This window comes from Rhodococcus sp. 1163, from assembly GCF_002091985.1.
GTDB lineage: Bacteria > Actinomycetota > Actinomycetes > Mycobacteriales > Mycobacteriaceae > Rhodococcoides.
Genome location: NZ_MKKX01000033.1, coordinates 293,584 through 308,644, shown reverse-complemented (window position 1 = coordinate 308,644; position 15,061 = coordinate 293,584). Strand labels below are relative to the sequence as shown.

Below are 15,061 nucleotides of genomic sequence, written 5' to 3'. Positions count from 1 at the left end.
CCATCATTGGTGAGTCGACACGGTTTCCAGAATCGACGGACGGGTATGTCCGAACCGTGCACGTACGTAACGATTCACCAGCCCCGGTCGACGCCGACCCCGACGACCCTCGCAAGCCGGAGTCACCGGCCGAGCTGACCAAGCCCTCATGGTTGTTCGTCGTTCGCAAGACTGCAAGAGAGTTTTCGCGCGATCAATGTACCGACCTCGCCGCGGCGCTCACCTATTACGCTGTGCTATCACTGTTTCCGGCGATGCTCGCTGTCGTGTCGCTACTGGGAGTGTTCGGCCAGGGCCAGGCAACGGTGGACGGAGTACTCGAGGTCGTCGGCAATCTCGGTCCGTCCTCTGCGGTGGACACATTGAGAGGACCCATCGAGCAGCTGGTTCAGGCACCGGCTGCCGGGTTCGCTCTTGTTACCGGCCTGCTGGGCGCCCTGTGGTCGGCCTCGGGTTACGTGGGAGCTTTCGGGCGGGCGATGAATCGGATGTACGAGGTCGACGAAGGTCGGCCCGTCTGGAAGCTGCGTCCGATCATGCTCTTGGTGACCTTGATTGCACTCGCCTTGCTGGCATGCGCAGCGGTCATGCTGGCTTTGAGCGGGCCGGTCGCCAAAGCGGTAGGCGAGACCGTGGGGCTCGGGGAAACCGCGTTGACTGTATGGAACATCGCCCGTTTCCCGATCGTCCTGGTACTTGTCGTTCTCGCCGTAGCCGTTCTCTACTACGCAACCCCGAATGTCCAACAGCCGAAGTTTCGCTGGATCAGCGCAGGCGCTGCAGTCGGCATCATCGCGTGGATTCTGGCAACGGCTGGTTTCGGCTTCTATGTCGCCAACTTCAGCAGTTATAACAAAACCTACGGCTCGCTCGCAGGCGCGATCATATTTCTGCTGTGGCTGTGGATCACCAACCTGGCGTTGCTGTTCGGAGCAGAACTCGATTCCGAATTGGAGCGAGGCCGTCAGCTACAGGCGGGAATGATCGCCGAGGAGCAGCTTCAGTTGCCGCCACGCGATACCCGGGTCTCGGACAAGAACGCCGAAAAAGACGCCGAAGCGGTCGAACAGGGCCGCCAGTTGCGCAAAAAACACAATCCCGATCAGTCAGAGGACGCCGACTCTCCCATCGGCACTGAAGGAGCAACCGTGACAGACCGACCAGATGCCCGACCCGACGATCTACGACAGGCGAGTAGAAGCGAGGTTGCGGATCTGTCGACCGTCCAGCTCGTCGAACGACTCACTCAGCAAGTCTCGACCCTGGTACGCACCGAAATCTCGGCCGGTCTGGACGAGGTGAAAACCAAAGGCACCCGCCTGGGAATCGGAATCGGAATTTCCGGCGCTGGCGCGCTACTGCTGTTCTTCGGGCTCGCGACCTTCATCGCCACGGCTGTTCTCGGTCTGGCGACCGTTCTGGACCCCTGGCTCTCCGCGCTGATCATTGCGGCGGCGGTAACGCTTATCGGCGGAATTCTTGCGCTGGTCGGGGCCAAGCGTGCGAAGAACGCGCTCCCTCCCGTTCCCGAAGACACTGTGGCCAGCGTCGACAAAGACATCAGCGCAATCAAGAAAGGCATCCGATGACCGGAAAACACTCCAACGAAGCCCAGCCTTCTAACGAGCAGACACCCAGCGTCGACGAGCTACGTGCCGAACTCTCGGAAACCGTGGCAGCGCTCGCAGCAAAGGCCGATGTCCCTGCCCGCGTCCACGACAGCGCGTCGGCAAGCGTCGAGAAGGCCAAGACCACTGCGGAATCCAATCCGGGAATCGTTGCTGCGCTGGCAGCAGCCGCGATCGGCGCAGTCATTGCATACGTCGTCGTCCGGCGACGCAGGTCGAGACGAGGAGTCCTCCGATGAGCGCGGTATCGAAGACGATGTACAAGCCACTGTCGTTGGCAATGAGCGTGCTCGGCGGAGTTGTAGCCGGAATGGTGTTCAAACAGGTGTGGAAGCGTATCGGGGACGACGACGACAAAGCCCCGGACCCGAAGGATCTCGGACGCTCCGCGCGGGAGGTGTTGATCGCTGCGGCAGTTCATGGCGCCGTGTTCGGGCTGGTGAAAGCTGCGATCGATCGCGCAGGCGCCCACGGTTATCGCGCTTTGGCCCACGAAGACCCCACGTGAAGGACCACACCGCTACCTTCTTCGACGTTGTGATCGTCGGCGGTGGAAACGCCGGTATCAGCGCTGCCGCACGCCTCATGCGCAAGGGAATCGATTCCGTCGCGGTGATCGAACCCCAGCAAGTTCACACCTACCGACCGCTGTTGTCCTATGTCGGTGGCGGCCAGGCTTCGTTGAGCAGCGCACAACGCACCCAACGATCGGTGACGCCGCGCGGATGCACGTGGATCGAGGACTCGGTCACCGTCGTCGACGCTGCGGAGCGCACCGTGACGTGCGCATCGGGGAGACGCTACCGATACCGCGACCTGGTGCTGGGTCCCGGTTTGGTTCCGGATGTCGATGCGTTGCCGGGCATCTACACTGCGCTCGACTCGCCTGAGGTGGCCAGCAACTACCTCGACCGTGCGGAGAAGACATGGGCACTGTTAGAGGCGATGCCCAGTGCCGGTCACGCAGTATTCACCGTGCCCAGGGCTCCGGTCAGTTGTACCGGTACGACGCTCAAACCTTTGTTCCTCGCGGTCGCTCACTGGCGACGGATCGGGCAGTTGGACAGCATCGAGATCACTCTCGTCGTCGACCGCCCCCGCCTCCTGGGGGTTCCAGACCTGGACGCTCGGCTGCTGAGCCGCTTGCGAGAGCTCGGGGTCCGGATACTGTCGAGCACGACGGTCACGTCGCTGGAACCGGACGAACGCCGAATCACCGTGACGGATGTCGACGGCAACGCCGAGAAACTGCAATACGACTTCCTTCACCTGGTGCCGCCCTTCCGAGGCCCACAGTGGTTGCAATCCTCGGATTTGACCGGCGACAACGAACATGGATTGGTGGACATCGATCCGCTGACCTTCGCGCATCGCACGCACCCGAGCGTATGGGCAGTCGGAGACGGCGCTGCTGTGCACACAGATCCTTCGGGTGGCGCACTACGCCAACAGGTTTCGATACTGGTCGACAACATGCTGGCGGTTCGCGCCGGCACCGAGCTGTCCTCGTACGACGGGTACACCGTCGCCCCGGTGACGGTCGACGCACACCGGCTCATTGCGGGAGAATTCGACCGGACGGGTGCGGTGACCTCGTCACTTCCATCGTTTCTCGATCCGCTCACTCCCCGCCGAATTGCATGGGCTTTCGATCGGTACGTACTACCTCGGGTCTACTGGAATTCGATCTTGAAAGGACGCCTCTGACCGCGATCGAGTACCGGACCAATCACTCAGCCGTCGGTGCTCGCAGGGCAGCAACGCGGGCCTGGTTTAATCGACCGGTAAGCGTCCACCTTCGGACCGCTTCTGAGCGAGGAGTGCCCATGCCGGTCGACGAGACCCAGGCAGCGCAGTTCGACATTGCGCGTCACCACCACGGGTCGACGCTTGTGCTGACGGTTTCCGGCGAGCTGGACATGCGGACCTCGCCCGCCCTCGACAAGGAAATCTCTGAAGGCGCACTGACGGCACCGACTGCCCTGGTGGTGGATTTGTCCGAGGTGACTTTCGTGGCCTCGGCCGCGATGACCGTGCTGACAATTGCTCAGAACAAGCTCGGCGAAACACTGAAGTTCGCCGTCGTGGCCGACGGTCCGGCCACCAGCCGTCCGATCCGGCTGATGGGCCTGGATCAGGTCTTCTCTCTCTACGAAGATCTGCCGACCGCGCTTGCAGCAATCGACTCACCGAGCTGAGCATCGGGTCCGGCGGGCACACCGAGCGCCAGTACAGCGGCGTCGTCCTCGAGGCCCGACCCGAAGCTGTCCAGTAGTGCGCGGATGTCATCGATGATTGCCTCGGCGGTCGTCGGGGAATGTGACCTCGCGAAGTCGAGTAGTGCCCCGGTGTCGTCGTAACGTTCACGGCCGGGCCCGACTCGCGCTTCTGTCAATCCATCGGTGTAGAGCACGAGAGTGTCTCCCGGCCGAAGGAACAGTCGGGTCGAGACGAACCTGGCATCGGGAAGTATGCCGACCAATTGGCCACCTGTCGTCTCCATGTAACGTGCACTGCCGTCGGCGCGAAGAAGGAGCGCCGGAGGATGCCCGCCACCGGCCAACTCCACCTCGAAACCGCCGTCGACGATTGTCAGGACGCCGAAGATCACGGTGCAGAACTGCGGTTCGGTTGCGTGGAACTCTTGCTCGAGCACGGTATCGAGATTGTGCAACACGGCAATTGGGTCCCGGTCGTACACCGCAGCGGCACGGAGCGTATATCTCGTCAACGACGTCACCGCCGCCGCGCTCGCACCTTTGCCGCAGACGTCGCCGAGAAAGAAGCCCCATTGGTCGGCCGCGAGCGGGAAGAGGTCGTAGAAGTCACCGCCTACGTCTTCCGTCGACGCGTAGTGATAGGAGGCCTTGGCATCCATTCCCGCGGGTGGAGACAGCGAAGATGGCAGTAGTGATCGCTGTAATGTCTTGGCCAACACTTCGACTCGCGCTCGACTGTCGTCTGCACGTCTACGGGCCTCGAGTAGTTCACGCTCATAAGCCCGCCGATGGCGAGCGTCGAGAGCAGTGATCCGGATCAACACTGGCTCACCGCAATCGTCGGTCTTGACGTTCGCGGTCAAGAACACCGGCAAGCGGTCACCGTCCGCGGTCACGAGATCCACCGTGACGCCGTCGATGTGCCCGTTCATGTGCAGAATCGGCGCGAAATGGGTCTCGTAGTGAATGCGACCGCCCGCAGTGAGCAGTCGCGTGAATGACGTCCCGATCAACGAGTCCTGTTGATGGCCAAGCCATCTGGCGATCGTCGAATTCAGCTTCGCAATGGTTCCATCCGGCCATAGCGAGAGATATCCGCACGGCGCGTTCTCGTATAGATCGAGCAGGCTTTCTTCGAGTGCATCGCCCGAAGCGGGGTCCTTCGGTGCACTCACGACCGCGCCACAAACCCAGCTATGGCGGCGGCTGTCAGTTCGGGAGCACTGACCTGCGGGCAGTGTCCGCTCACGTCGAGCGTCTGCAACGCACTCCCGGCGATGTTGTGGTGCACGTATCGGCCGACGTCGGGCGGAGCGAGCGTGTCGCGTGCACAATCGACCACCAGTGTCGGGACCGTCACGCGCTCGAGATCGGCACGATTGTCCGAAAGAAACGTCGCCATCGCGAACACTTTGGCAGCCGCCGGATCCGTTCGGCAGAAGCTATCGGTCAGTTGCTCTTGAAGTTCGGGTCGATCCGGTGTGCCCATGATGGTCGGAGCCATGACTGCTGACCAACCCAGATAGTTGCTGTCGAGAGAATCGAGCAACTCGTCGATGTCGGCCCTGGTGAATCCACCTCGGTAATCGCCATCGTCGATGTAACACGGCGACGGCGTCAACAAGACCAACTTCGCGAATCGTTCGGGCGCCTCAGCCACGGCGAGGACCCCGATCATCGACGCGACCGAGTGGCCGACGAACACGACGTCGCGTAGATCGAGTTCCTCGACGATGTCGAGCACGTCGCGGGCATATTGTTCGAGGTCAGCGTACTTTCCGGCGTCCCAAGCGTCCGGGCTCGATCCGCCTGCACCCACATGATCGAACAGGACCACCTTGAAGGAGGCCACCAGGCGCTCGGTGACCGAACTCCACAAACTTTGATCGCAACCGAAGCCGTGCGAGAGCATCACTACCGGACCGTCGGCAGCTCCGACGATCCTCACATTGTTCTTCACGCGCACGTTCACCAGCACATTCTGACACTGGGCCGCAGAGCCGTCGGGCGCACCCTGGTTCAGGGGCGAAGCAGAGCGGCCAGTACCGAATGTTCACTGCGCAATCTCGCCGTTCACCGCCGTAGTGTCACTCGACCCGCCAGTTCGGCGACGCCGATATTCCAGTCCTGCGAAAGCCTGCTGAGTAGGTCGAACGCTTGGACCGCGTCGATGCCGTATCTTTCCATGATCATGCCTTTGGCCTGGCCGATGAGGTCACGCGAGGCGAGCGCGGACTGCATCTGATCCTCGTGTTGAGCAGCGATCAGCGCAACGGCAGCGTGCGTGGCCAACACCAAGCCGAGTTCCTCACTTGCAGAATCGAACCCGTCGGCCCTCTCGGAGTACAGATTGAGGGCCCCCAAATTGTCACGCCGAGTGAAAAGTTGGAACGCCAGCATCGAGTGCACACCCATGCCCGCTGCAGCAGGGGCGAATTGCGGCCATCGATGTTCCGATCTCATGTCTTCCACGTAGACCGTGCGCTGTTCCCACACTGCGTCCAAGCATGGCCCCTGCCCGCAGTGCTCTTGCAGGGAGTCGAGTCGACGTGGTAATTCGCCCGTCGCTGCCCTCGACTCGACTGTGCGGCGTCCGGTGACCAGCGTTATTCCGGCGTGATCGGTACCTGGGACCATCTCGACTGCCATTCTTGTGATGGAGGCCAGCGTGTCTTCGATACTCGCATAATTCTGCTGAAAGACGCGCGCCATGTCCGACATCTCTCGACTCAGCGCCCCGTCGAGCGGACGCCGATCGGATGACTCCAAACTCATCGTCCCTACCCATCGATTGAACATGCCCTGACGTGCCCGCGTTCTCCCGACCCTACTTCGTTCTCGACGCCGATCCGGTCGTCTCGGCGATTGCAAGTGACAGACGGAAGCTCTTCGATCGAGGAGCGAAGACGCGGTGGTTGGTCGTAGTTTGATTACGGACCAGTCTGGCTATTTACCAGTGAAATGCCTATTGAAAGGGATCGATCATGAGTAAGAACCAAAGCCAATCGAGCTCGACAGCCGACAATCTCGGTAGGGACAACACGATTCCAAATACCGAAGATGGGATAGCAGTCGGACACTCTTCCGAGTCCTCGTTCGAACCAGAGGAAGATACCGACGAGGATTGATGTCCGCTTGCCGTAGCGCGACCCGAAGGAGGTCAGCCACGCGATAACCGGCATCGATCCCGGAGAGAAGAATTCCATCGTCGAAGCCGACCTCGACCTCACCGGGCACTCAACTACTCAGTCATGCCATCCGACAGCGGCGAACGGAGCATTCGTCGTAATTCGGCCGACGATGCCCGCGTGCGCGAAATCCTTGGCCATAGACACCGCTTCGAGGACACTCGCACCTTTGGCAAGCTCAGCGGTAATGGCGGCTGCGAAGATGCATCCTGCACCGGATACCCGCTCGTTCCCGATCTTCGGCGCCCGAAAGAAGGTGATGTCCTGCCCGTCGTAGAGCACGTCGACGGCATCGTCACCGGGCAGGCCGGTGCCACCTTTGACAACGACATATCGAGGCCCTAGGTCGGCAATTCTCCTTGCCGCCTCGGCCAGGTCTTCGGCAGTCTCGATGGCGTCCATCCCTGCCAGTGTTCGAGCTTCGAACAGATTGGGAGTAACGACGGTGGCCAGCGGCAGTATGTCGGTACGCAGCGCGGTGTCCGTATCCAGGGCAGCACCCGGTTCCTGACCCTTGCAGATCAGAACCGGGTCGACGACGACGTGACGCCAAGGCTGTCTGCCCAGGGATTCCGCCACAGTGGCAACGGTCTCCGGTGTGCCCAGCATGCCGATTTTGACGACGTCGAGGTCGTGCGCCGAGGTTGCTGCTTCGATCTGATCGGCAATGACCGAGCCGGCAATCGGAACGAATCGGTGCCCCCAACCCGACGCGGGATCGAACGAGACTATGCAGGTAATTGCCCCGACGCCGTAGACACCGAGCTTTTCGAAAGTCTTGAGGTCGGCCTGCAGTCCCGCGCCACCCGTGGCTTCGGACCCTGCTATGACAAATGCGCGTGTCGACATGTACTTCTTTCTTTTCGTGGCCGAATTCTTCACCAGCGTAATTTGCTACTACCGAGAGTGATCAACGCTGGGCGGTGATCGCGGTGGTTGCCGCGACGATGCGCGTTCGACCGGATTCGATGTCGATCGGATCGTTGTCGCTGTCGCCATAGGCGCGATTCAGAGCCGCCAGCTGCCGCAGAACCGCCACTCGGATCTCGGAATGCACTGTGGCAGTACCGATCCGCTGACCCAACTCCGCTGCTGCGGTCACCGCAAGCGGATTCCCGAGACCGTAGTGGCGCATGGCGTCGAAGACTTGATCGACCAGCTCTGTCACTGTCGGGCGAGTCAGGGTGGCCCGATAGTTCCCCTCCCCGTCGACGCGTCCGAGAAGCGGTGTCGGTCGCGTGCTGAGCGGCACCAGTCCGACGGCCAGTTCGGCGAGCGCGTTTCGGGCCGTATAGGGGTCGTTGGTGCTCGGCGACATTGCCCGCACCGCCATCTCCGTCAGCTGCTGTACTGCGAACTGGATGTCTTGGTTCGGGGTACGGGTGTCCCCTAGATTGAGTGCTCCCCTGACTGCTTCGTCGACATCGGAATCCACGTCGCCACTCTTGATAGCGATCGGCTCGCCCACGATCAGGTGGTCACCGGGCCCGATGCGCAGTTCGATGACGCAGTCACCGGCGCGAGCCGCTGAAACCAGTGCTTGCTCGTCAACACCAACGACGAACCCCGACGATTGCGCAAGCACAACCGCCGAAGGTGAAGGTACAGAACGCGCAGCAACCGCATTGTCGGGCGAAGTCTCCGGGTACAACGAATCGACTACCGCGACCAGCTCACCTCGAACCCGTGCGGAGAGCGTGGAGACCTGGATCGAATTCGCAATGTGGTGAATGAAATACACCAATACCGCGACATCGAGTACCGCCAGTAGGACTGCAACATTGACGGCTATATCGGGAACGAAGGAGATCCCGTCGTTCGATTCGGAGCGGATCGAACGCAATACCATCAGTGCGTACAGGAACGTCGATCCGAAGATTCCGAGTACGAACTGATTACCTCGGTCGGACATGAAATTTCGCACGAGCCGCGGACCATAAGTGGAACTTGCGGTCGCAAGTACCGAGATCGTGATGGAAAAAGATGTCGCAGCCACCGCCAGCATCGAACCACCGATGGCACCGAGGATGTCCCGGCTTCCGCTGGCTCCGACCCGGTAGAACAAAAATCCCCAGGCGCCGAAATCTGTACCGTCGAGACGGCGGTCGAGCGTGATCAGAAGTTGCGCCAGAACGATGGCCACGATACCGAGGAGCGCGGGAAGAAACCAGAACGACTCACGCGCCCGGAGGAGCCGGACACGTAGAGCGCTCACCACGGGCTCGCACCGGAAAGACCAGGGACACTCACGGGCAACTCCTTCGATCCACGGACGCTCAGCTCTCTACCCGTCCAAAAGTATGTCGGAACACCTCAGAGCAGTTCGCTGAATCGTTCGATATCCCGGACCTTCCCCGAGACGATGATGGTATCCCCCGCGGCGACGATCGTGTCAGCGGCAGCGTAGGTGAAACCCTCGCCAGACCGTTTGATCGCCACCACCGTCACCTTGTGCTTGGTACGAACAGCACTGTCACCCAACTGAATTCCGATGACGAATTTCGGTGGCGACGTCTTGGCCATGGCAAATTCGTCGTCGAACTCGATGTAATCCATCATTCGTCCACGAACGAGGTGCGCTACCCGCTTGCCCATGTCGTGTTCGGGTCGCACCACGTGGTGGACACCGATCTGCGTCAAGATCTTTGCGTGCGCGTTGGTGGTGGCTTTGGCCCAGATGTTGGTGACCGACAAGTTGATCAGGGCCGAGGCGGTGAGCAGACTCGCTTCGAGTTTCGAACCGATGGCTACCACCGCACGGTCGAACTCGTGCACCGAGAGCTGCCGAAGCGCTTCCTCGTCGGTTGTATCGGCAACGGCTGCGTGAGTCAGGCGATCCGACATACGTTGGACAAGCGTTTCGTCGGAGTCGATTCCGAGGACTTCGGTACCTTGCGACATGAGTTCGAGTGCAAGGGAATTGCCGAATCGACCGAGCCCGAGGACGACGACCACGTTGGAGGAAGGTTTCTTAACCAATGAACGGCCTTTCTTCGGGGAGAGTGTAGCGACGCCCACGATCGCGCGCCGCAAGTGCACTGACCAAGGTGATCGACCCGATTCGGCCGAGGTACATGAGGAGAATCAGGATCAGCTGCCCCCAAGGTGGAAGCTGGCCCGTGATCCCGGTCGACAGTCCGACAGTCGCTGAAGCCGAGACGACCTCGAACAACAGTTCGTCGAGGCCGAAAGGTGTGCCTGCCAGGAGGACCACGGTCGGAATCACCACCAATGCGATACCGAACAATGCGACGGTCAAGGCCTGCCGCTGCACGCGCGTATTGATCTGTCGGTCGAAGACCGTCACTGTTCGATCTCCACGGATTTCGGCGATGATGACGAACAACAGCACTGCGAACGTGGTGACCTTGATTCCGCCGGCCGTGCCACCGCTTCCCCCACCGATGAACATCAACACATCGGTGACAAGGAGAGTCGCTTGGTCGGCCTCCGCCCAGTCGATGCTGTTCAGGCCCGCGGATCTCGACATGAGTCCTTGGAAACTGCCGACCAGCACTTTGTCGGCGACCCCGAAGGGTGCCAGGGTCCGAGACCATTCGAGTGCCAGTACCAGTACGGGTCCGACGATCAGAAGCACTCCGGTGACCGACAGTGTCAGTCGAGAGTGCAGAGACCACCGACGCGGCAATTGTGACGGGCGGCGACGAATCTGCCGAATTACCTCGAACAGCACTGGGAAGCCCAGTCCTCCTAGTACGACGGCGACCATCAGGGGTAGACAAATCCAAGGGTCGGTGGCAAAGCTGATGATATTGCCCTGAAAGAGGACGAAGCCAGCGTTGTTGAACGCCGATATCGAATGAAAAACGCCCAGCCACACCGCTCGCATCGGCGGTTCGTCGTACCCCAACCAGAAACGTAGTCCGAGAGATACGGCTACGACGGCTTCGATGACGAAGCTGGTGCGCACGACCCCGGTAACGACACTGCGGATGTCGGTCAGTCCCGTTGCCCGCAATTCCACGGCCGTGTTCAGCCGACTCCGCAACCCAATTCGATCGGCGAGGATCAACCCCACCAACGAGGCCATGGTCATGATGCCGAGCCCGCCGAGTTGGATCAGCGCCAGAATGATGCCCTGCCCGAAACCCGACCACTGCGTCGGCGTATCCACCACGACGAGACCGGTAAGGCACATCGCCGACGTCGCGGTGAACAATGCCTGCAGTGGACTTGCGCCCGATCCTGGCTGGCTGGCCCAAGGGATGCTGAGAAGACCCGTTCCGACCGCAATAGCAACCGCAAATCCCAGAGAGACGAAACGAACCGGAGTCAACTTCGCGGCGTCTATGAACCATCGACGCTTCTCAGGGGGATCGTCGGCGGGGGGCGTCACGCACTAGAGCCTAACCACGGCGTGATCACTCTCGATCACAACGAGGGCCAACGACGTCCGTCGACCTTCACGTGCCCCGCCGAGAGTCATGCAACGACGGCGCGCTGCGGCACTCCCGAGTATTCGCTGAGCGGACGGATGAGTGCGTTGGATGCGCCTTGTTCGATGATGTGCGCGGTCCACCCCGTGATGCGGCTCATCACGAAGATCGGTGTGAACACGTCGATATCGAAGCCCATGAGGTAGTAGGCCGGTCCGGTCGGGAAGTCGAGGTTCGGCTCGATTCCGGTGGCCTCGTTCATTGTCTTCTCGAGTGTGTCGTACATCCGAACCCACTTCCGACCGTCCTTCACTGCCGCAACTTCCCGGAAGGCCTTGCTCATCGTGGGCACCCGCGAGTCACCGTTCTTGTAGACCCGGTGACCGAAACCCATGACCTTGTCCTTGGCCGCAAGTTTGTTCCTCAACCATCGCTCGGCCAGATCGGGGTCACCGATCTCGAGCATGTCCCGCATGACGGCCTCGTTCGCGCCGCCGTGCAGCGGACCCTTCAGGGCGCCGATGGCAGCGGTGACGGCACTGTAGATATCCGACAGCGTCGACGTCACGACTCTCGCAGCGAACGTCGAGGCGTTGAAGCTGTGCTCGGCGTACAAGATCAGTGACACCTCGAACGCTTTCACGATCTCCGGCTCCGGCACCTTCCCGAAACACATGTTCAGGAAGTTCTCGGCGAACCCGAGATGCGGGTGCGGTGCGATCGGATCGAGGCCTCGACGTCGGCGATGGTCAGCGGCCACGATCGTGGGTAACACTGCCGTCATCCGAAGCGCTTTCTGCAAGTTCGCCTGTGGACTGTTGTCGTCCTCGGCAGGATCCTCCGCACCGAGGTAACTGATCGCGGTGCGCACCACATCCATCGGATGGCAGTTGTCGGGCATCTTCGTCACCAGGGACAACAGAGACCGGTCCGCCCGGCGCAGCGCACGTTCACGTTGGGTGAACGACTCGAGTTGCTGCACCGAGGGGATCTCTCCGTTCCACAACAGGTATGCCACCTGTTCGAAACTGCAGTGCGCGGCCAGATCCTGAACTGCATACCCACGGTAGGTCAGCGAATTGGTCTCCGGCACAACCTTGGAGATCGCCGTTGTATCCACCACGACACCGGCCAAGCCTTTGAAGATGGTAGGAATCGCTTCACTCATCGATGTGCTCCTAGGCCGAAATTGTAAATGCCGGTGTCGAACTCGTTGTACTTCTCGTAGTCGAGCAGCTCGTACAATCTGCTGCGGTGCTGCATCCTGTCTACGATCGCCGATTGTGTTCCAGTCGAATCGATCTCACGCAGCCCCTGCTCTACTGAGAACATCGCCAAGCGCAGGGTGGTGACCGGGTAGATGATCGCGTTGTAGCCCAGGTCTTCCAATGTGTGCGCGGAGATCAGCTCGGACTTGCCGAACTCGGTCATATTGGCAAGCAACGGAGTGTCGACGGCTGCTCTGAACTGTGCGAACTCTGCTTCGTCGGTGAGTGCCTCGGTGAAGATCAGATCGGCACCCGCGTCGGCGTAGGCTTTTGCACGATCGATTGCCGCATCGATTCCTTCGATGGCACGGGCGTCGGTGCGAGCGCAGATGACGAAGTTCGGATCACGCCGAGCCGACACCGCAGCGTGGATGCGCTGCACCATCACCGAGGTATCCACCACTGCCTTACCGTCGAGATGGCCGCAGCGCTTGGGGTTGACCTGATCTTCTAGGTGGCACCCGGCGACACCGGCATCCTCGAGCATCGTCACCGTCCGGGCAGCGCTCATGGGTTCACCGAAACCGGTGTCGGCGTCGATCAATACCGGCACGTCGGTGACCCGGGCAATCTGCTGGCCGCGGGCTGCGACCTCGGTCGAAGTGGTGAGTCCGATGTCGGGCAGACCCAGATCAGCGGAGACTACCGCGCCTGAGATGTAGACGCCCTCGAAGCCGATCTCCTGCACCAGTTTTGCTACCAGCGGAGAGAATGCTCCCGGCATTCGCTGGATGGTTCCGGAGTTCAGTCCGGCACGGAAAGCATCCCGCTTGGCTGCTGCAGAGGTCACCGCTGTGATGAGGCCGGACATCAGAAGATGCCCTTCGGCGTCTTCGGTGCGCGCGCGAGTACATCGGCTTCGACGGTGAACGTCAGTTGATCGAGATCTCCAGCGTCGAGGCTCGCAGCATTCTGTGCGGCGGCGAGGAAGCGATCCTGTTCGGCAGGTGCGATGACGCCGTCTGCGAGGGAACGGAACTTCGCGATGTACTGCTCGCGAGCGAAGGGTCGAGCTCCCAGCGGGTGCGCGTCGGCGACAGCGAGTTCGTCGACGATCACGGTGCCGTCTTTCAAGGTGATTTCGGCGCGGGCACCGAACGCCTTCTCCGCCGGATCGACCGAGTGGTAGCGGCGAGTCCACTCGGGATCCTCGGCGGTGGAGATCTTGTTCCACAGTGCGACCGTGTCAGGGCGTTGGGCACGGTCGGGAGCGTACGAATGTTCGTGGTGCCAAGTTCCGTCTTCGAGCGCAACAGCGAAGATGTACATGACCGAGTGATCGAGAGTCTCTCGTGATGCGGTGGGATCGAACTTCTGCGGATCGTTCGATCCCGTGCCGATGACGTAGTGGGTGTGATGGCTGGTGTGCAGGACGATCTTCTCGATCTGTTCGAAATCGGAGATCTTCTCGCGCATCCGGCGCGCGAGGTCGATCGGCGCCTGACTCTGGTACTCGGCGGAATGCTCTTTGGTGTAACTGTCGAGGATCGCGCGCTTGGACTCGCCAGGTCCGGGCAGTGACACACGGTATTCCGCGTCGGGCCCGCCGAGCAGCCAGGCGATGACGCCATCCTCGCCTTCCCAGATCGGCGACGGTGCACCTTCGCCGCGCAGGGCACGGTCGACTGCTTCGACTGCTACTTTGCCTGCGAGTGCTGGGGCATAGGCCTTCCAGCTCGAGATCTGCCCCTTGCGTGACTGGCGTGTAGCGGTGGTGGTGTGAAGTGCTTGGCCGATCGCCTGGTAGATGGTCTCGGTGTCGAGACCGAGGAGTGTTCCGATGCCGGCAGCCGCCGACGGCCCCAGATGGGCCACGTGGTCGATCTTGTGCTCGTGCAACGAGATTGCGCGTACCAGATCGATCTGAACTTCATAGCCGGTGGCGAGGCCGCGAATCAGATCGCGCCCGCTACGGCCCGCATGCTGCGCGACAGCGAGGATCGGCGGAATGTTGTCGCCAGGGTGGGAGTATTCGGCAGCGAGGAAGGTGTCGTGGAAGTCGAGTTCACGCACTGCCACGCCGTTGGCCCACGCTGCCCACTCCGGCGAGTACTTTCCATCGACACCGAACACCGTCGCACCGGGACTGTATGGATGCGACATCGCCTGTGCGCGGGCGCTCGTCACCGGGCGTCGCACCAGTGAGGCGGCCGCGACGGAGGCGTTGTCGATGATGCGGTTGACGATCATCTCGGAGGTGGAGGCGGAGACCTCGACCGCATCGGTAGCTACCTCGGCGATCCTCCATGCGAGGTGATCGGACTGCGGAAAATCCTCGGCGGATCGATGGGTACGAACGAGATGAGTCTTCACAAAACCCTCCGTGCTGGTGGTGACTACGCTTGATTCGCAACCTTACGT

At 61.2% G+C, this 15,061-nt stretch carries 16 protein-coding genes; 6 read left to right on the top strand and 10 right to left on the bottom strand.

Annotated features, from left to right (window positions below; all coding sequences use genetic code 11):
* Positions 1–56: 56 nt before the first annotated feature.
* The 5 genes from BJD99_RS15265 (at position 57) to BJD99_RS15245 (ending at position 3,826) form a co-directional block, all read left to right on the top strand.
* Positions 57–1,589: a YhjD/YihY/BrkB family envelope integrity protein gene (locus BJD99_RS15265; protein WP_084347952.1), complete on the top strand. Its 1,533-nt coding sequence runs from the start codon at positions 57–59 to the stop codon at positions 1,587–1,589.
* Positions 1,586–1,867, top strand: a complete 282-nt coding sequence (locus tag BJD99_RS15260; protein WP_084347950.1) for a DUF3618 domain-containing protein — start codon at positions 1,586–1,588, stop codon at positions 1,865–1,867. Before BJD99_RS15265 ends, BJD99_RS15260 begins: the two co-directional genes overlap by 4 nt.
* Positions 1,864–2,136: a DUF4235 domain-containing protein gene (locus tag BJD99_RS15255; protein ID WP_084347948.1), complete on the top strand. Its 273-nt coding sequence runs from the start codon at positions 1,864–1,866 to the stop codon at positions 2,134–2,136. The genes BJD99_RS15260 and BJD99_RS15255 overlap by 4 nt, the downstream gene beginning before the upstream one ends.
* The gene (locus BJD99_RS15250) at positions 2,133–3,335 is read left to right on the top strand and encodes an NAD(P)/FAD-dependent oxidoreductase (RefSeq protein WP_084347946.1); all 1,203 of its coding nucleotides are present in this window, start codon (positions 2,133–2,135) and stop codon (positions 3,333–3,335) included. The genes BJD99_RS15255 and BJD99_RS15250 overlap by 4 nt, the downstream gene beginning before the upstream one ends.
* 119 nt (positions 3,336–3,454) lie before the next feature.
* Positions 3,455–3,826: an STAS domain-containing protein gene (locus BJD99_RS15245; protein ID WP_084347944.1), complete on the top strand. Its 372-nt coding sequence runs from the start codon at positions 3,455–3,457 to the stop codon at positions 3,824–3,826.
* Here the strand turns inward: BJD99_RS15245 and BJD99_RS15240 are convergent.
* The 3 genes from BJD99_RS15240 to BJD99_RS15230 all read right to left on the bottom strand — a co-directional run bounded on the left by BJD99_RS15240 (position 3,778) and on the right by BJD99_RS15230 (position 6,622).
* The gene (locus BJD99_RS15240) at positions 3,778–5,022 is read right to left on the bottom strand and encodes a SpoIIE family protein phosphatase (protein ID WP_084347942.1); all 1,245 of its coding nucleotides are present in this window, start codon (positions 5,020–5,022) and stop codon (positions 3,778–3,780) included. The genes BJD99_RS15245 and BJD99_RS15240 overlap by 49 nt on opposite strands.
* A complete protein-coding gene (locus BJD99_RS15235) occupies positions 5,019–5,819 on the bottom strand; it encodes an alpha/beta fold hydrolase (RefSeq protein WP_084348094.1) in 801 nt (266 codons plus the stop codon). The genes BJD99_RS15240 and BJD99_RS15235 overlap by 4 nt, the downstream gene beginning before the upstream one ends.
* Positions 5,820–5,920: 101 nt before the next feature.
* A complete protein-coding gene (locus BJD99_RS15230; protein ID WP_084347940.1) occupies positions 5,921–6,622 on the bottom strand; it encodes a GAF and ANTAR domain-containing protein in 702 nt (233 codons plus the stop codon).
* Positions 6,623–6,831: 209 nt separating this feature from the next.
* Between BJD99_RS15230 and BJD99_RS21010 the strand changes: the two genes are divergently transcribed.
* On the top strand, positions 6,832–6,975 hold the full coding sequence (locus BJD99_RS21010; RefSeq protein WP_179142353.1) for a hypothetical protein: 144 nt from the start codon (positions 6,832–6,834) through the stop codon (positions 6,973–6,975).
* A gap of 117 nt (positions 6,976–7,092) precedes the next feature.
* On the opposite strand, the gene thiD is transcribed toward BJD99_RS21010, so the two are convergent.
* The 7 genes from thiD to prpD form a co-directional block, all read right to left on the bottom strand.
* The gene (gene thiD, locus BJD99_RS15225) at positions 7,093–7,884 is read right to left on the bottom strand and encodes a bifunctional hydroxymethylpyrimidine kinase/phosphomethylpyrimidine kinase (RefSeq protein ID WP_084348093.1); all 792 of its coding nucleotides are present in this window, start codon (positions 7,882–7,884) and stop codon (positions 7,093–7,095) included.
* 61 nt (positions 7,885–7,945) lie between these two features.
* Positions 7,946–9,250 carry a DUF2254 domain-containing protein gene (locus tag BJD99_RS15220; RefSeq protein WP_084347938.1) on the bottom strand — a complete coding sequence of 435 codons (1,305 nt, stop codon included), beginning with the start codon at positions 9,248–9,250 and terminating at the stop codon, positions 7,946–7,948.
* Between the two features lie 98 nt (positions 9,251–9,348).
* The gene (locus tag BJD99_RS15215; protein ID WP_084347936.1) at positions 9,349–9,990 is read right to left on the bottom strand and encodes a TrkA family potassium uptake protein; all 642 of its coding nucleotides are present in this window, start codon (positions 9,988–9,990) and stop codon (positions 9,349–9,351) included.
* 16 nt (positions 9,991–10,006) lie between these two features.
* A complete protein-coding gene (locus BJD99_RS15210; RefSeq protein ID WP_179142361.1) occupies positions 10,007–11,347 on the bottom strand; it encodes a TrkH family potassium uptake protein in 1,341 nt (446 codons plus the stop codon).
* A gap of 131 nt (positions 11,348–11,478) precedes the next feature.
* Positions 11,479–12,600, bottom strand: coding sequence for a bifunctional 2-methylcitrate synthase/citrate synthase (locus BJD99_RS15205; protein WP_084347932.1), 1,122 nt, complete (start codon positions 12,598–12,600; stop codon positions 11,479–11,481).
* A complete protein-coding gene (prpB, locus tag BJD99_RS15200; protein WP_084347930.1) occupies positions 12,597–13,511 on the bottom strand; it encodes a methylisocitrate lyase in 915 nt (304 codons plus the stop codon). The genes BJD99_RS15205 and prpB overlap by 4 nt, the downstream gene beginning before the upstream one ends.
* A complete protein-coding gene (gene prpD, locus BJD99_RS15195; protein ID WP_084347928.1) occupies positions 13,511–15,013 on the bottom strand; it encodes a 2-methylcitrate dehydratase PrpD in 1,503 nt (500 codons plus the stop codon). Before prpD ends, prpB begins: the two co-directional genes overlap by 1 nt.
* Positions 15,014–15,061: the final 48 nt, after the last annotated feature.